The sequence below is a fragment of the Kribbia dieselivorans NBRC 106261 genome (assembly GCF_001552435.1).
In the GTDB taxonomy this organism is placed as follows: Bacteria; Actinomycetota; Actinomycetes; order Actinomycetales; family Dermatophilaceae; genus Kribbia; species Kribbia dieselivorans.
Genome location: NZ_BCRE01000100.1, coordinates 14,314 through 30,412 on the forward strand (window position 1 = coordinate 14,314; position 16,099 = coordinate 30,412).

Genomic DNA, 16,099 nt, shown 5'->3' on the forward strand with positions numbered 1-16,099 from the left:
TTCTCCTTCCAGCGGGGGTCGGTCCGTCGTGGGTTCAGTCCGTCGTGGGTTCAGTCCAGTGGTCCGGTCACCGATTCCGCCGCGGCGCGGATCGATCCGTCGACCACGGCCGCGTACGCCCGATCGATCTGCGGAGCCACCCACCGGTCGGGCCCGGGAGCCGCGACCTCACCCAGCACCCCGATGACCGCCGCGCCGACCGGCCCGGGTCGCAGCGGGGCGCGCAACTGCAGCCCACGCGCCGCGGTGAGAATCTCGATGGCGACCACGTGGGCCAACCCATCGATGCTCCGGCGTAGTTTGCGCGCGGCCGACCAGCCCATCGAGACGTGGTCCTCCTGCATCGCGCTGCTCGGGATCGAGTCGACGCTCGCCGGCACGGCCAAGCGCTTCATCTCGGTGACGAGCCCGGCCTGCGTGTACTGGGCGATCATCAGGCCCGAGTCGGTGCCCGGGTCGTCGGCAAGGAAGGGCGGCAACCCGTGATTGCGCCCCACGTCGAGGAACCGGTCGGTGCGTCGTTCGCTCATGCTCGCGACGTCGGCGGCGACGATCGCGAGGAAGTCGAGCACGTACGCCAACGGAGCTCCGTGGAAGTTGCCGTTGGACTCCAGCCGCCCGTCGTCGGTGATGACCGGGTTGTCGATCGCCGCGGCCAGTTCGCGCTCGGCGACGGTCACCGCGTGCGCGAGCGTGTCGCGGGCGGCGCCGTTGACCTGCGGAGCGCAGCGCAGCGAGTACGCGTCCTGCACGCGGGTACATTCCTCGGTCTCGTGGGACCGGCGGATCTCACTGTCGGCGAGCACCGCCCGCATGGTCGCGGCCGACCGCGCCTGGCCAGGATGCGGGCGCAGCGCCTGGAGGTCCGCGGCGAGTACGGCATCGGTGCCGAGCAGACCCTCCAGGCTGAGCGCGGCGGCGATGTCGGCGGTGGTGAGCAGCCCGGCGAGATCGTGCGCGGCCAGGCACAGCATGCCGAGCATGCCGTCGGTGCCGTTGATGAGCGCCAGGCCCTCCTTCTCGCGCAGTTGGACGGGGCGCAGTCCGGCGGCGGCGAGCGCGGACGAGGCATCGAGACGTCGATCAGCGGAGTCCCGTACCTCGCCTTCGCCGGTCAACGCGAGGGCGACGTGGGCCAGGGGCGCGAGGTCGCCGGAGCACCCGAGCGAACCGAACTCCCGCACGACCGGGGTGAGCCCGGCATTGAGCACGTCGACGTAGAGCCGCAGCGTGTCGGGACGGATACCGGTACGCCCGGTGGCCAGGGTCTGGATGCGCAGCAGCATCATCGCGCGCACGACCTCACGCTCGACCTCACCACCGGTGCCCGCGGCGTGACTGCGGATCAGCGAGCGTTGCAGCGCCACCCGCTTCTCGACCGGGATGTGGGTCGTCGCGAGCGCCCCGAAGCCGGTCGAGACGCCGTAGTGGGGCTGCGTGTCCTGCGCCAACCCGTCGACGATGGCGCGAGCCCGGGCAACGCGCGCCCACGCGTCCTCCGTCACGCTGACGGGAGCGTCGTGGCGGGCGACCGCGACGACCTCGTCGATCGTCAGCGGGCGCGCGCCGACGAGGACGTGGTCGATCGGGTCTGGGTAGATTGGATCGGGGTCGCTCGGGTCGGTGGCCACCCCACCATCACACGCCCGAACGCGCCTCCGAGGGTGGGTTTCGGGAGAACTGACTGGTCAGGCCTCGTTGTTCAGTGCAGTTGACCCGCGTCCGCCAACGAACTCGCGTCGTGCGACATCTTGTCGCTCATCCCGGCGGCCTTGAGGTCGCGGCGCAGTTCCATCGGCAGCGCGAACATCAGCGACTCCTCGGCGGCCACGACGATCTCCGGCTCACCAAAACCTCGCTCGGCGAGGAAGGACAACACGCCGCGCACGAGCACCTCCGGCACCGACGCGCCCGAGGTCACCCCGACGGTGGTCACGCCGTCGAGCCAGGCCTCGTCGATCTCGTCGGCGTAGTCGACCAGGTGCCCATCCCGCGCTCCGTGCTCGATCGCCACCTCGACCAGGCGCACCGAGTTCGACGAGTTGCGCGACCCGACGACGATCATGAGGTCACAGTCGGCGGCCATCTGCTTGACCGCGAGCTGACGGTTCTGGGTGGCATAGCAGATGTCGTCGCTCGGCGGGTCCTGCAGCGCGGGGAAGCGTTCGCGCAGGCGGCGCACGGTCTCCATCGTCTCGTCGACCGACAGGGTGGTCTGGGAGAGCCAGACGACCTTGCTCGGGTCGCGGACCTCGACGTTGGCGACGTCGTCCGGGCCGTCGACGAGGGTGATGTGCTCGGGAGCCTCACCCGAGGTGCCGATGACCTCCTCGTGACCCTCGTGACCGATGAGGAGGATGTCGTACTCGTCGTTGGCGAAGCGCACGGCCTCGCGGTGCACCTTCGTCACCAGCGGGCACGTCGCGTCGATGGTCTTGAGGCTGAGCTGCTTGGCCTCCTCATGGACGACCGGGGCCACGCCGTGGGCGGAGAACACGACGGTCGCGCCCTGCGGCACCTCGTCGGTCTCCTCGACGAAGATCGCGCCGGCCTTCTCCAACGTGGTGACGACGTGCTTGTTGTGGACGATCTGCTTGCGCACGTACACCGGCGGCCCGTAGAGCTCGAGGGCCTTCTCGACCGTGACCACGGCCCGATCGACGCCGGCGCAGTACCCACGCGGGGCGGCAAGGAGGACGCGCTTGTGCGGCTGAGAGGTCGCGGTCATGCCCCCCATCGTAGGTGAGGCGCGCTGAGAGCCGCCTGTGGACGACGCTCCGGCTGTCGGGGGCGGCGCCTAGAGTGACGGGTGTGGACCAGCAGACCAGCCAGCCCGGCGCGCTGCCGACGATGGCCGCCGACACGACCGCGGAACACCCGTGGCCGGTGCGCCTGCTGTCCAAGAAGATCGCCGACTACGTCGACCGGATGTCGGTGGTGTGGGTTGAGGGGCAGATGGTCCAGCTCAACCGTCGGCCCGGCGCGAAGACGGCGTATCTGACGCTGCGTGATCCGGATGTCGACATGTCCCTGTCGGTGTCGATCCGCGTCACCGCGCTCGACGCGATGGGCCCGGCGCTCAAGGCCGGCAGCCGCGTCGTCGTGCAGGCCAAGCCGACGTTCTGGGTGGGCCGGGGCAGTCTGCAGCTCGATGCCCGCCAGATCCGTCCGGTCGGCGAGGGCGAGTTGCTGGCCCGCATCGAGTACCTCAAGCGCACGCTGTCGGCCGAGGGGTTGTTCGCGCCCGAGCGCAAGCGGCCGTTGCCGTTCCTGCCGCGGGTCATCGGGCTCATCTGCGGTCGCAACTCCGCGGCCGAGAAGGACGTCGTCGAGAACGCCCGCCGACGCTGGCCGGGGGCCCGCTTCGAGATCCGGGAGGTCGCCGTGCAGGGGGTCAACGCGGTCACCGAGGTCGTGGGTGCACTGGGTGACCTCGACGGCGCCGACGGGATCGACGTCATCGTCATCGCCCGCGGCGGCGGCAGCGTCGAGGACCTGCTGCCCTTCAGCAACGAGACGATGCTCCGCGCGGTGTCGCGGGCGCGCACGCCGGTCGTCAGTGCCATCGGGCATGACGTCGACACGCCGCTGTTGGACCTGGTCGCCGACCACCGCGCGTCGACCCCGACCGACGCGGCGAAGGCGATCGTGCCGGATGCCGCCGCCGAGCGGGCGACGATCGTCGATCGTCGGGCGCGGGCTCGGGTCGTCATGACCCGCCGGGTGGAGCAGGAGCGCCATCGCCTGACCGCGCTCACCTCGCGGCCGGTGTTGGCCGATCGGAGCGCGGTGATCCACGGTCAGCGGGGGATCGTCACCGACCTGCGGGCGCGGGCGCACCGCGCGGCGATCGTGCAGGTGGGGCGGGCGCGGGATCGCGTGGTGCATCTGGCCGCCCAACTGCGGGTGCTGTCACCGCAGTCGACGCTCGACCGGGGGTACGCGATCGTCACGCGGCCCGACGGGCACATCGTGGCGTCGGCGGCGCGGGTCACCGCCGACGAGCCCCTGCAGGTGCGCGTCGCCGACGGTGCGTTCGCCGTGCGGGTGGATGGGTCCCGCCTACGATGAACGTCATGTCGTCGAACGCCGCTCCCAACGAGCCCACCGAGATCCCCGCCGACGTGGCCGCGCTGTCCTACGAGGCGGCGCGCGACGAACTCGTCGAACTCGTGCGCCGGCTCGAGTCGGGCCAGGTCGGGCTCGAGGAGAGCGTCACGCTGTGGCAGCGCGGGGAGGCGTTGGCCGCCCACTGCGAAGGGTGGCTGAATCGCGCGGAGGCCGCACTCGGCTCCGCCACCGAGCGTGGCTGAACGGGACTGAGCGGGGCACGCAACACTCACCCCACCCGCGTCACGAACTCGCCGCGTCACGAACTCGCGCCGGCGTCCTTGAGCCCCTTCGGCTTCACGTCGACCAGCGCGTTGGTGAACGTGAACACGTCATCCCACGATCCGGTGCCGGTCACCAGCGACGTGCGGCCGTTCTTCTCCTTCGAGCGCAGCACGAGCGAGTGCTGGACCTTGTCCTTGCGGTCGTAGCGCTCCCAGACCTGCCCGTGTGTGTCGGTCCAGGTGCCGTCGCGCGGCGAGCGCTGCACCTGCGCCTCGATCCAGTTGTCGGTCGCCCCCTCGACCTGCTGGACGGCGATGAAGTCGTTCTGTGGGGTGGTCCACCCGCTGTGCCACATCATCAAGCCGTCGGTGGAGCGGGTGTAGCGCTCGGCCGTGGCGGTCCAGCCCGACGGCAGGTCCTTCGGGTAGGACAGCACCCGGTCGGCGCGGTCGGCCTGCGACTGGGTCGCCGCGGCCATGTCGATCCCCTCCGGGGTGGTGTTGTTGGTCCGCGGCACCACCATCACGATGACCAGCACGAACCCGGCGACGATGAGCGTCGACCAGACCATGTTCATCAGGCTGCCGTTCAGGTAGTGACTGACACGGCCCTGGGTTGGGTTCTGATCGGTGGGGGCGGCACTCATGCGGGTCATCGTCCCCCATCCGGCTGAACGCGCCAAACACGCCCCACTAGGCTGGTCCCACGCCCGCACCCTCGCGCCAAGGAGCCTCGCCCCATGTCTGAGACGACTGCCCTGCCCGAATCGTTGACCTTGGGTGAGGAGCAGCCCGACCGCAACCTTGCCCTCGAACTCGTCCGCGTCACCGAGGCCGCTGCCATGGCCGGTGGCCGGTGGGTCGGTCGCGGTGACAAGAACGCCGCCGACGGCGCCGCGGTCAACGCGATGCGCTCGCTCATCTCGACTGTGACGATGGACGGCATCGTCGTCATCGGCGAGGGCGAGAAGGACGAGGCTCCGATGCTCTTCAACGGCGAGCGGGTCGGTGACGGCAACGGAGCCGAGTGCGACGTCGCCGTCGACCCGATCGACGGCACGACGCTGACCGCCAAGGGCATGCCCAACGCCGTCTCCGTCATGGCCGTCGCCGACCGCGGCAGCATGTACGACCCGAGCGCCGTGTTCTACATGGACAAGCTCGTCACCGGCCCGGAATGCGCGGACGTCGTCGACATCCGCCTGCCGGTCAAGGAGAACATCGCCCGGATCGCGCGGGCCAAGAAGGAGACGGTCGGCGACGTGACCGTCGTCCTGCTCGACCGGCCGCGTCACCAGCAGCTCGTCGACGAGATCCGGGAGGCTGGCGCGCGTATCCGGTTCATCAGCGACGGCGACGTGGCCGGCGCGATCATGGCGGCGCGGGAGGGCACGGGCATCGACCTGCTGCTCGGCGTCGGCGGTACCCCGGAGGGCATCATCACCGCGTGCGCGATCAAGGCGACCGGCGGCATCATCCAGGGCACGCTCTGGCCGCGGGACGATGAAGAGAAGCAGAAGGCCATCGATGCCGGCCACGACCTCAGCCGGGTGCTGACCACGAACGACCTCGTCACCAGCGACAACTGCTTCTTCGTCGCCACGGGCATCACCGACGGTGAGCTGCTGCGCGGTGTGCGGTACAGCGGTGAGGGCGCCGTGACGACACACTCGCTGGTCATGCGTAGCAAGTCCGGCACGATCCGCACGATCGAGGCGAACCACCGCCTGGGCAAGCTGCGTGCGTACGCCAACACGACCGTCTACGACAGCTGATCATGAGCACCTCGAGCCGGGCCGAGGCAGCCTCCGCGCTGCCCCGGCCCGTTCGCGTTCTCGTTGTCGGTGAGGCGCTGGTCGACATCCTCGTGCCGGCGGGTCAGGCGGGCGGAGCATCGTCGGGTCACGGAGCGTCGTCGGCTCAGCCCTCGTCGCCCGTCGAGCATGTGGGCGGTTCCCCCGCCAACGTCGCCGCCGGCCTGGGACGGCTCGACCACCCGGTCGACCTGAGCACCTGCCTCGGCGACGACGCCCGCGGGGCCCGGATCCACGCCCACCTCGAGGCGCGCGGTGTCACGGTGACCGCGGACTCGACCGCCCCCGGCGGCACGTCGACTGCGACGGCGACCATCGGCAGCGACGGCGCGGCGACGTACACGTTCGCGCTGCGCTGGGAGCCGGGTGAGACGGCGCCCGGCCCGGAGCACACACACGTGCACACCGGTTCGCTGGCCACCGTCATCGCACCGGGCGACGCGCAGGTGCTCGCCGGTCTGCGGGCGGCGCGGGACGCCGGCGTGAGCATCTCCTACGACCCGAACATCCGACCGACGCTGAGCCCCGACGTGGCGGTCACGCGCGCGCGGGTCGAGGAGGTCGTCGCGCTGGCCGACGTCGTCAAGGCCAGCGACGAGGACATCGCCTACCTCTACCCCGATGAGGACGTCACCCGCGCGGTCATCCTCGACCGTGCCATCACGCGGTGGCTCGACCTCGGCGCCGGCCTGGTCGTTGTCACCGAGGGGCCCGACGGGGTCCGGTGGCGCACAAGTGCCGATCGCGACTCCACCCCACGGCTGCCCCCGGCCGGTCACACGGTCGTCGACACCGTCGGGGCCGGAGATTCGTTCATGGCCGGGCTCGTCTCCGGCCTGCTCGACGCGGGGTGGCTCGGGCAGGGCACCGCGGCCGCACTGCGCTCCGCCACGAGTGAGGACGTGCGCGACTCGATCGAGCGCGGCCTCGCCACGAGTGCGGTGACGGTCGCCCACACCGGCGCGTACTCACCCACTCGCGCCGAGCTGTAATTCACGCGGTTCGAGGTACTACCGACCGTTGCAACGGTCGGTAATACCTCGAACCGGGGGGGTGCTCAGCCCTTCGTGCCGCCCGCCAACAGGCCGCGGACGAAGTAGCGCTGCATGAACACGAACACCACGACCGGCACCGAGATCGAGATGAACGCCGCCGCCGAGAGCAGGTACCAGCGGTTGCCCAGCGTTCCGGAGATCTGGTTCAGCTCCATGGTGATCGGCGCGTTCTCCGGCGAACCACCGAGCATCGTCAACGCGACGAGCAGGTCGTTCCAGACCCAGAGGAACTGGAAGATGCCGAACGACGCCAGCGCCGGGGTAATCAGCGGCAACAGCACCTGCAGGAAGATCCGCATGTGGCTGGCACCGTCGACCCGAGCCGCCTCAAGCAGCGACGGGGGAATCTCCTTCATGAAGTTGTGCAGCAGGTACACCGCCAGCGGCAGGGCGAAGGCGGTGTGCGAGAGCCACAGGGCCCAGAACGTGCCGCCGATGCCGACGCGGGTGAACCACGTGGCCAGGGGCAACAGGGCGATCTGCAGCGGCACGATCTGCAACGCGAACACGGCGACGAACAACCAGTCACGCCCGGGGAACTTGATCCAGGCGAACGCGTACGCCGCCAGCGAGGCGAGCAGCAACGGCAGGAACACCGCTGGCACCGCGATGACGATGGAGTTGATGAAGAAGTCCCCCATCGGCGTGGCGTTGTCGCCACCACCGTTGAAGGCCATGTCGTAGTTGCTCAGCGTCCACCGGTCGAGCTGGCCGAACGCGTTCCACCACCCGGTGTCCTGGATGTCGGCCTGGGTGCGGAACGAGGTGACGAGAAGACCGAAGGTCGGCGTCGTCCACAGCACCGCCATGATGATGGCGACGAGGGAACCGGTGCGGCTGGACAGGCTGGTGGCCGCCCGATTCGCGCTCGAGCGCTTCTTGCGCTTCTCGGCCCGGGTGACCGGAGCCTCGGACGCCGGGTCCGCCGGCACGGGCAGGGGGGTCGCGGCGGTCATCAGGCCTGGTCCTTACGCATCTGGATCACGTTGAACACGATGATCGGGGTCACGAGCAGGAAGATCACGATGGCGATGGCGGCACCGAGACCGGGCTCCTGGGTGACGAACGAACGTCGATAGAACTCGTTGGCGAGCACGGAGTCGTGCAGCGTGCCACCCGAGGAGGCCTGCACGATGTCGAAGGCCTTCAGCGTCGCGATGGCGATGGTCGTCAGCACGACGATGAGGGAGGAGCGAATGCTCGGCAGCGTCACATAACGGAACAGTTGGATTCCGGAGACGCCGTCGAGGCGAGCCGCCTCGATGATGTCGTCGGGGATCGCCTTGATCGCGGCCGACAACACCGTCATCGCGAAACCGGCCTGAATCCAGATCATGATGACGATCAGGAAGAACGTGTTCCACGGGAAGGCCCCGAGGAAGTCGTGGGGGTTGATTCCCACTCCGGTGAGCATCGCGTTGAGCAGACCGATCTGGACTCCGCCGGGTTCACCGTTGAAGTAATAGACGAACTTCCAGATCAAGGTGGCGCCGACCATCGAGATCGCCATGGGGAGGAAGATCAGCGCCTTGGCGACCGCCTCGCCCTTGGCCTTGTCGACGAGCACGGCGTACAGCAGACCGAATCCGGTCGCCAGAGACGGCACGAGCAACACCCACCAGAGGGTGTTGAGGAAGACCTCGGGCAGACCGGGGGTGGTCCACAACTTCTGGAAGTTGTCGAAACCGACGAACTTGGCCTTGGCGTTGCCGAGGCCGGCGTTGAGGTCGAAGAACTTTCCGCTGTAGAACGATCGCTGAATCGTCAGGATCGCCGGGTACAGCAACCCGAGGGCGATGAAGAGGATCGCCGGGCCGGCGAAGGCAACCGCTTGTGCCTTCTCGGCGTACTTGCCGCGGAACAGCGATGCGATCAGCAGGATCCCGATGAAGACCGCAGCAAAGACCGCGAGCCCGAGGAACATCGTGCCGAACTTCGATGCCGCATCGGCAGCCGACACGGTCGGGGCGAGGGCGGGCATGCCACCTCCTGAAGTGAATGGGGGAGGGAGGCGGTGGGTGGCCCCGCTTGGGACCACCCACCGCACTCTCATGCAATCAAACGAGGGTGATGCGCCCGGTCATCGTTGACCGGGAGGGAAATCAGCTGGTCGGCCAGGACTTCTCGATGTTGTCGAGGGTCTTCTTCGTGTCCTGCCCGTTGATCCAGTTGGTGATCTCGGTCCATTCGGAGCCAGCGCCCACTGCGGAGGGCATCATGTCGGAACCATCGAAGCGGAACACCGAGTTCGGGTCCTGCAGGATCTCGGCCGACTGCTGGTCGATGGGCGACTTGAGGTTCTTGATCTCCAGACCCTTGTTCGCCGACACCCAGCCACCGGAGGTGACCTTGGCCTTCTCGTTGGCCCATTCCTTGCTCGACAGGTAGGTCAGGAACGCGTTGACCTCGGGAGCGTCGCGGAAGGACATGACGAACTCGCCACCACCGAGAACCGGCTTGGACTGACCGTCACCAGGCAGGTAGAAGGCCCACACGTCACCGTTCTCGGCGACCTTGGTGCCCTCGGGCCAGTTGGCGGCGTAGAACGAGGCCTGACGGTGCATGTAGCACTTGTTCTTCAGGATCGGCTGGCCGCCGTCCTGGAATGTGGTCGTGGCGATGGTGCGCACGTTGCCGAAGCCGCCGTTGACGTACTTCGGGTCCTTGAGGATCGAGCCGACCTCATCGAGCGCCGTGGCGACCTGCGGGTCGTTGAACGGAATCTCGTGCTTGACCCACTGGTCGTAGACCTCCGGGCCCGCGGTGCGCAGCATGAGGTCCTCGAGCCAGTCGGTGCCCGGCCAGCCGGTGGCCGTACCAGAGGCGAAGCCCGCGCACCACGGCTTGGCGTTGGCGTCGTCGGCCGCGATCTGCGCGGTCAACTTCTTGAGGTCGTCCCAGGTCTCCGGCACCTTGTAGCCCTTGGCCTTGAACTGCTTCGGCGAGTACCAGACGTACGACTTGACGTTGGCGCCGAGCGGAGCGGCGTACAGCTGGTCGTCGACCGAGCCGTAGGCACGCCAGTCCTTGCCGAAGAACTCGTCGACGTTCTTGGAGACGGACTCCGGCGACGGCATCGCCTTGCCGGTCTCGACCATGGTCTGGAGCAGACCCGGCTGCGGGACGTAGGCGACGTCGGGCAGGTTGCCGGACTGGGCGCGCTGCGGCAGGTTCTTCTCGAAGTCCTTGTCACCCTCGTACTTGACGGTGATGCCGGTGCACTCCTCGAACGGCTTGTAGGAGTCCTTGTGCGGCTTGTCCTCGGGCGTGACGATCGAGGTGTAGAGCGTGACGGTCTTGCCGTTGAGCTGGTCCTTCATGGAGCACCAGTCCGAGTAGTCGGTGGTGTCGACCCCGCTGGCGTTGTTGCCGCTGTTGTCGGAGCTCCCTCCACAGGCCGCGAGCCCGACCGCAGCCAGCGCGGCGACGCCGATCACCGAGGTGGTGCGACGAAGAGTACTTGCCATGTGATCCGCCATCCTTCATCAGTGTGAAACGTGGGACCTGACGCCACGAGCGCTCGCCCGTGACCGCCTCCCGCAAGTCAACCCCGGTCACCATGGTTTGTCCGGAACTTGCGTCAATCCGTTGCATAACGATCCTGCAAACATGCGTCAGGATCGGCAAGAACCTATCAAGATGCCTCTCACCTGCGGCCTTTGACCGTTGGCGTGTCAGTGACGTGTCAGTGGCGTGTCAGTGGCACGCCGCGATGACCTCTGCGTACCACCGCGCGGAGCCCTTGATCAGCCGTTCCTGGGTCGCGTAGTCGACCCGCACGATGCCGAACCGCTTGTGGTATCCCCAGCTCCACTCGAAGTTGTCAAGCAGCGACCACGCGCAGTAGCCGCGCACGTCGGCGCCGGCATCACGGGCGTCGGCGACCGCGGACAGGTGCTGGGAGTAGTAACTGGTCCGGTCCAGATCGGGCACGGAGCCGTCGACGACCTCGTCGTCGTACGCCGCTCCGTTCTCCATGATCACCAGCGGCAGATCGGGGTAGCGGCGCGACAGGTCGACGAGGGTGTCACGCAGCCCGGCGGGGTCGACGAGCCAGCCCATCGCCGTCACCTCCCCCGCCTGCGGGACACAGTCGATGCCCTCGGTCGCGACCCGGCACTGGGCCATGTCCTGACCACGCGGATCGTCGATGGCCGCCTCTCCCTCGCCCAGGGCTCTGACGGTGGTCGTCGTGTAGTAGTTGACGCCCAACAGGTCGAGACGGACGTGCGCGGTGTCGACGTCGCCGTCGTGGACGAACGACCAGTCCGTGACGTGCGCGGTGTCGGCGATCAGGTCCTCCGGATAGGCGCCGTCGAGCATCGGTCCCGTGAACGCGCGGTTGTCGAGCGCGTCGAGGCGGCGCACGGCCTCACGGTCGGCGTCGCTGTCCGGATCGGCCGGGCGCAGGGCCATGAGGTTGAGTGCCGCTGACACCTTTGCCGAGTCACCGAGCTCCGCCCGGATCGCCCGTGCGGCGAGGCCGTGGCCGAGGTTGAGGTGGTGCACGGCCGCGAGCGCGGCGGCCGGGTCGCTGCGCCCGGGCGCATGCACCCCGAAGCCGTACCCCAGATACGCCGAGGTCCACGGCTCGTTGACCGTCGACCAGGTGTCGACGAGATCCCCGAGTTCGGCGGCCACGTGCGCGGCATAGTCACCGAAACGCTGCGGAGTCTCGCGCCCGGCCCAGCCACCGCGGTCCTCCAGCCACTGCGGCAGGTCCCAGTGATACAGCGTCACCAACGGGCTGATGCCGGCCTCGCGCAGCCCTTCGAGCAGCGGCCGGTAGAAGTCGGTGCCGCCGCGGTTCCACCCGCCGTCGGCGGTCGGCTGGAACCGCGGCCACGCCAACGAGAGCCGATAGGTGTCCAGGCCGAGCTCGCGCATGATCGCGATGTCCTCGCGCCAACGGTGGTAGTGGTCGCACGCGACGTCGCCGGTGTCGCCGCCGAGCACGCGGCCGGGAGTGTGGCTGAACGTGTCCCAGATCGAGACGCCGCGGCCACCCTCGCGGGCACCGCCCTCGATCTGGTAGCTGGCCGTGGCGGCTCCCCAACGGAAGTCGGACGGGAAACGGGCGGCGAGGTCGGCGGAATCCGCGATGGGGTAGCGCTCCATGGCGACCATCATGCCGGGGCCCGGCGCGTTCATACCTCGAATCGGTACCCGACACCGGGTTCGGTGATCAGGTGCCGCGGGTGCGACGGATCCGCTTCGAGCTTGCGCCGCAACTGCGCCATGTACACCCGCAGGTAGTTCGTCTCGTCGGTGTACGTCGGGCCCCAGATCTCCCGCAACAGCTGCCGGCCCTCGACCAACTTGCCGCGGTGTCGCACGAGCATCTCGAGGAAGTGCCATTCGGTCGGGGTGAGCCGCACGTCGACGCCGTTGCGCGCGACCTTCCGTGCGGCGAGGTCGATGCGCAGCATGGGGGTTTCGACGATCGGATCGGCGCTGGGCCCGGACGCACCGCGACGCAACCCGGCGCGGATCCGGGCGAGCAGTTCATCCATGCCGAACGGTTTGGTCAGGTAGTCGTCGGCACCGGCGTCGAGCCCGTCGACCTTCTCCCATTGGGAGTCGCGCGCCGAGAGGATGATGATCGGCACGGCGCTCCACCCGCGGATGCCGGCGATGACGTCCTTGCCGTCCATGTCGGACAGGCCGAGGTCGACGATGACGAGGTCCGGTGGCGCAGCGGCCGCCGCCCGCAGCGCGGAGGCCCCGTCGGCCACCGCCTCGACGGTGTAGCCGTGCGCCTTGAGCGTGATGGCCAGGGCGCGGCGCAGTCGCTCCTCGTCCTCGACGACGAGCAGGCGGGTCATCGGGCGCGTGGCACGGTGATCGTCATCGTGAGCCCTCCTTTCGGGGTGTGCGCGGGCGCGACCGTGGCGTCCATCGCCTCGAGCAGGCCGCGGACGATGGCCAGGCCGAGCCCGACGCCGTCGCCGGATTCGTCGAGTCGGTGGAACGGGGCGAACATCGTCTCCCACTCCCCCTGGTCGACGCCCTGGCCGTGATCGATGACGTCCACCGCCAGCGACGTGTCGTCGACGACGCGGCCGCGCACGGTGACCGCGCTTTCCGGCCGGTTCCAGCGCCGGGCGTTGTCGACGAGGTTGGCGACGGCTCGTTCCAACAGCCCCGGGTCGACCCAGGCCGGCGGCAGGTCCTCGGGCACGGCAATCTCGACATCATGGGCGTGCAGCGACACCAGAGCCCGGGCGACCACCTCGTCGAGCCCGATCGCGCGCGGGTGGACGGACAGCGCTCCTGCCTGGATGCGGCTGAGGGCCAGCAGGTTGTCGACGAGCGCGGAGAGGTGATCGGCGCCGTCCACGATGGAGTCGAGCAGCTCGCGGGTCTCGCTTGGCTCGAGCGTGATTCGGGGTTCCCGCAGCGCCGAGGCCGACGCCTTGATCCCGGCGATGGGCGTGCGCAGGTCGTGGCCGACGGCGGCGAGCAGGGCCGAGCGCACCCGGTCGGTCTCGGCGAGTTGCCGGCTGCGCGCGGCCTCGTCGGCGAGCTCGGCCCGCTCCCAGGCCTGGCCGGCTGAGGAGGCCAGCACCGTCAGGAGCCGTCGATCGGCGGCGAACAGGTCGGGTCCGAAGGTCACCAGTTCTCGTCCCGCCCCGGCCGCCAGTCGCAGCGTCGGCGCCTCGTCGGGAATCTCCCCAACCTGAGCCAACGTGTGCCCATCGGCCGCACGCAACGCGACTCCACTCATGGCGAACAGGGCCCGGACCTCCTCGAGCACGTGCTCGACGGGTGCGGCCGACATCTCGGACGAGGCGAACCGCGACGCCAGTTCGGCCTCGAGGCGCTTCTGCTCGACGGAGGCTCGTTCGCGCGCCCCGACCTCGACGGCGACGCTGACGACGAGGGCCGCCAGGAGGAAGACGACGATGTCGAGGGCGGCTCCCCCACCCTTGACCTGCAACGATCCGTAGGGCGGGGTGAGAAACCAGCTGGCGAGCAGCGACGCCGCGACGGCGGCGAGCAGGGCCGGGATCACGCCTCCGACGACCGCGAGGATCACCACGGCGAGTATGTAGATGAGCAACCCGCTCTCGCGGGGCAGGTGGGAGCGCAGTGGCACGAGGATCGCGGTGAGGATGGGCAGGCCCACCACGGTGCCCAGGAGGCCGGCGATGAGTCGGCGGCGGGAGAGGCCGCCGACCATGCCGCGCAGCAGCGCCGGTGACGCCGCGCCGGTCACGGTGCTCATGGGCTCAGGCTGCCATAGGCGTCGGCTGTTCGGCGTCACGCAGCTGGTACGGCACGCTGGTGACCACGACGCCGGGCACGGAGCGCAGTCGGGCCTTGAGCCACAGCGCGCTCTGGTTGTGCAGCACGTTCTCCCACCAGTGGCTCACGACGTACTCGGGGATGTAGACGGACACCACGTCGCGGGGGTTGCCCGAGCGAATCTGTGCGATGTGGTCGAGCACCGGGCCGGCCAGGTCGCGGTACGGAGAATCGAGCACGGTCAGGGGCACGGGGATGCCGCGGTCGGCCCAGTCCTTGAGCAGGTGGGCGGTGTCCTCCTTGTTCGTCTGGACGGTCAGCGCGGTCAGGGAGGCCGGCCGCGTCGCCCGCGCCAGCGCCAGCGCCCGCAGCGCCGGGGTCTGCAGGCCGGAGACGAGCACGACGGCGTGGACGTGGGCGGGCAGGATGACGCCGCTGGGCGTGGGGCGCAGGACCTCGGCGACGTGGCGGTAGTGGGCGTGGATCCCGACCATGAGCGCGAAGACGACTGGCATCGCCAGGACGACGATCCACGCTCCGTGGGTGAACTTCGTGACGAGCACGATGACGAGCACGACCGCTGTGGTGAGCGCACCGACGGCGTTGACGACGAGCCTGTAGCCGACGGCGCGCAGGGCCGCCGGGGTGCGCATGCGGCGACGCGCGTCGAGCCAGTGCTTGACCATGCCCGTCTGGGAGAGGGTGAACGAGACGAACACGCCGAGGATGTACAGCTGGATGAGCCGGGTGGTGCTGGCGTTGAACACGATGATGAGGAGGGCAGCCAGCGCTGCGAGGATGACGACGCCGTTGGAGAACACCAACCGGTCGCCGCGACGCGACAACTGCCGGGGGAGATAGCCGTCCTGGGCGAGGATCGAGGCGAGGATCGGGAATCCGTTGAAGGCGGTGTTGGCCGCGAGGATGAGGATCGCCGCGGTGAACGCCTGCAGCACGTAGAAGCCGACCGAGCCGGCCCCGAAGACCGCGCCGCCGAGTTGGGCGATGACGGTCTTCTGGGCGTAGCCGGCCGGAGCGCCGATCAGCGCGGCCGAGTCGTGCGCCACGTGGACGTGGCTGATCATGGCCAGCGCAGTGATCCCGACGAACATGGCCACGGTGATCAGGCCCATGATCGTCAGCGTGGCCGCGGCGTTGCGGCTCTTGGGTGGCCTGAAGTTCGGGACTCCGTTGCTCACCGCCTCGACGCCGGTCAGGGCGGTGCAGCCCGAGGCGAAGGCGCGCAGCAGCAGCGCGGCCACGGCCAGCCCGCCGAGTTGGGCGTGCGGGGCGAGGCTGAACGAGGCAGATTCGGCCACGGGAGGGTGGCCCATGAGGGTCCGCACGAGACCCAGACCCACCATGAGGAGCACGGTGACGACGAAGCCGTAGGTCGGCAGGGCGAAGGCGGTCCCGGCCTCCTTGACGCCGCGGAGGTTGAGCAGCGACAGGAACGCGATGCCGCCGACCGCCAGGGGGACCGCGTACGGAGCCAGCGCCGGGAAGGCCGAGGTGAGGTTCGCGACTCCGGCCGCGACCGACACGGCGACGGTGAGCACGTAGTCGACCATGAGCGCGCTCGCCGCGACGAGGGCGGCGTGCCGGCCGAGGTTGGCCTTGCTCACGGCGTACGCCCCGCCGCCGGACC

General features: G+C 69.2%; 14 protein-coding genes. 4 read left to right on the plus strand and 10 right to left on the minus strand.

Annotated elements, in window-relative coordinates; all coding sequences use genetic code 11:
* Positions 1 to 50 precede the first annotated feature (50 nt).
* Together hutH and KD1_RS09110 are read right to left on the minus strand one after the other, a co-directional pair.
* Positions 51 to 1,631 (minus strand): histidine ammonia-lyase, encoded by a 1,581-nt coding sequence (gene hutH, locus KD1_RS09105; RefSeq protein ID WP_245627336.1) that lies wholly within the window; start codon positions 1,629 to 1,631, stop codon positions 51 to 53.
* Between the two features lie 71 nt (positions 1,632 to 1,702).
* The gene (locus tag KD1_RS09110; RefSeq protein WP_068400799.1) at positions 1,703 to 2,728 is read right to left on the minus strand and encodes a 4-hydroxy-3-methylbut-2-enyl diphosphate reductase; all 1,026 of its coding nucleotides are present in this window, start codon (positions 2,726 to 2,728) and stop codon (positions 1,703 to 1,705) included.
* A gap of 122 nt (positions 2,729 to 2,850) precedes the next feature.
* On the opposite strand from KD1_RS09110, the gene xseA reads away from it, so the two are divergent.
* Together xseA and KD1_RS09120 are read left to right on the plus strand one after the other, a co-directional pair.
* A complete protein-coding gene (gene xseA, locus KD1_RS09115) occupies positions 2,851 to 4,071 on the plus strand; it encodes an exodeoxyribonuclease VII large subunit (RefSeq protein ID WP_068400846.1) in 1,221 nt (406 codons plus the stop codon).
* A gap of 5 nt (positions 4,072 to 4,076) precedes the next feature.
* Positions 4,077 to 4,313 (plus strand): exodeoxyribonuclease VII small subunit, encoded by a 237-nt coding sequence (locus KD1_RS09120; protein ID WP_217995851.1) that lies wholly within the window; start codon positions 4,077 to 4,079, stop codon positions 4,311 to 4,313.
* A 56-nt stretch (positions 4,314 to 4,369) separates the two neighbouring features.
* On the opposite strand, the gene KD1_RS09125 is transcribed toward KD1_RS09120, so the two are convergent.
* Positions 4,370 to 4,981 carry a DUF4245 domain-containing protein gene (locus KD1_RS09125; protein WP_068400805.1) on the minus strand — a complete coding sequence of 204 codons (612 nt, stop codon included), beginning with the start codon at positions 4,979 to 4,981 and terminating at the stop codon, positions 4,370 to 4,372.
* Positions 4,982 to 5,074: 93 nt separating this feature from the next.
* On the opposite strand from KD1_RS09125, the gene glpX reads away from it, so the two are divergent.
* Positions 5,075 to 6,109, plus strand: coding sequence for a class II fructose-bisphosphatase (glpX, locus tag KD1_RS09130; RefSeq protein WP_068400808.1), 1,035 nt, complete (start codon positions 5,075 to 5,077; stop codon positions 6,107 to 6,109).
* A 2-nt stretch (positions 6,110 to 6,111) separates the two neighbouring features.
* The gene (locus tag KD1_RS09135) at positions 6,112 to 7,140 is read left to right on the plus strand and encodes a carbohydrate kinase family protein (RefSeq protein WP_068400811.1); all 1,029 of its coding nucleotides are present in this window, start codon (positions 6,112 to 6,114) and stop codon (positions 7,138 to 7,140) included.
* A gap of 65 nt (positions 7,141 to 7,205) precedes the next feature.
* Here the strand turns inward: KD1_RS09135 and KD1_RS09140 are convergent, their stop codons facing one another.
* The 7 genes from KD1_RS09140 to KD1_RS09170 form a co-directional block, all read right to left on the minus strand.
* Positions 7,206 to 8,159, minus strand: a complete 954-nt coding sequence (locus KD1_RS09140; RefSeq protein WP_068400814.1) for a carbohydrate ABC transporter permease — start codon at positions 8,157 to 8,159, stop codon at positions 7,206 to 7,208.
* Entirely contained in the window at positions 8,159 to 9,184 is a 1,026-nt protein-coding gene (locus tag KD1_RS09145; protein WP_068400817.1) for a carbohydrate ABC transporter permease, read from the minus strand. Before KD1_RS09145 ends, KD1_RS09140 begins: the two co-directional genes overlap by 1 nt.
* A gap of 121 nt (positions 9,185 to 9,305) precedes the next feature.
* Positions 9,306 to 10,670: an ABC transporter substrate-binding protein gene (locus tag KD1_RS09150; RefSeq protein ID WP_068400820.1), complete on the minus strand. Its 1,365-nt coding sequence runs from the start codon at positions 10,668 to 10,670 to the stop codon at positions 9,306 to 9,308.
* A 229-nt stretch (positions 10,671 to 10,899) separates the two neighbouring features.
* The gene (locus tag KD1_RS09155; RefSeq protein WP_068400849.1) at positions 10,900 to 12,321 is read right to left on the minus strand and encodes a GH1 family beta-glucosidase; all 1,422 of its coding nucleotides are present in this window, start codon (positions 12,319 to 12,321) and stop codon (positions 10,900 to 10,902) included.
* A gap of 29 nt (positions 12,322 to 12,350) precedes the next feature.
* A complete protein-coding gene (locus tag KD1_RS09160; RefSeq protein ID WP_068400823.1) occupies positions 12,351 to 13,028 on the minus strand; it encodes a response regulator in 678 nt (225 codons plus the stop codon).
* Complete coding sequence (locus tag KD1_RS09165; RefSeq protein WP_068400827.1) at positions 13,025 to 14,431, minus strand: sensor histidine kinase; 1,407 nt, start codon at positions 14,429 to 14,431, stop codon at positions 13,025 to 13,027. The genes KD1_RS09160 and KD1_RS09165 overlap by 4 nt, the downstream gene beginning before the upstream one ends.
* 4 nt (positions 14,432 to 14,435) lie before the next feature.
* The coding region (locus KD1_RS09170) for an APC family permease (protein ID WP_083542317.1) at positions 14,436 to 16,099 on the minus strand (1,664 nt) is incomplete at its 5' end.

Excerpts from the sequence above, each read along its gene's own strand:
- KD1_RS09110 (WP_068400799.1), bottom strand. The coding sequence starts at position 2,728 with ATGACCGCGACCTCTCAGCCGCACAAGCGCGTCCTCCTTGCCGCCCCG.
- KD1_RS09125 (WP_068400805.1), bottom strand. The coding sequence starts at position 4,981 with ATGAGTGCCGCCCCCACCGATCAGAACCCAACCCAGGGCCGTGTCAGT.
- KD1_RS09120 (WP_217995851.1), top strand. The coding sequence starts at position 4,077 with ATGTCGTCGAACGCCGCTCCCAACGAGCCCACCGAGATCCCCGCCGAC.
- KD1_RS09145 (WP_068400817.1), bottom strand. The coding sequence starts at position 9,184 with ATGCCCGCCCTCGCCCCGACCGTGTCGGCTGCCGATGCGGCATCGAAG.
- KD1_RS09140 (WP_068400814.1), bottom strand. The coding sequence starts at position 8,159 with ATGACCGCCGCGACCCCCCTGCCCGTGCCGGCGGACCCGGCGTCCGAG.
- glpX (WP_068400808.1), top strand. The coding sequence starts at position 5,075 with ATGTCTGAGACGACTGCCCTGCCCGAATCGTTGACCTTGGGTGAGGAG.
- KD1_RS09150 (WP_068400820.1), bottom strand. The coding sequence starts at position 10,670 with ATGGCAAGTACTCTTCGTCGCACCACCTCGGTGATCGGCGTCGCCGCG.
- KD1_RS09165 (WP_068400827.1), bottom strand. The coding sequence starts at position 14,431 with ATGAGCACCGTGACCGGCGCGGCGTCACCGGCGCTGCTGCGCGGCATG.
- xseA (WP_068400846.1), top strand. The coding sequence starts at position 2,851 with ATGGCCGCCGACACGACCGCGGAACACCCGTGGCCGGTGCGCCTGCTG.
- KD1_RS09135 (WP_068400811.1), top strand. The coding sequence starts at position 6,112 with ATGAGCACCTCGAGCCGGGCCGAGGCAGCCTCCGCGCTGCCCCGGCCC.
- KD1_RS09160 (WP_068400823.1), bottom strand. The coding sequence starts at position 13,028 with ATGACCCGCCTGCTCGTCGTCGAGGACGAGGAGCGACTGCGCCGCGCC.
- KD1_RS09155 (WP_068400849.1), bottom strand. The coding sequence starts at position 12,321 with ATGGAGCGCTACCCCATCGCGGATTCCGCCGACCTCGCCGCCCGTTTC.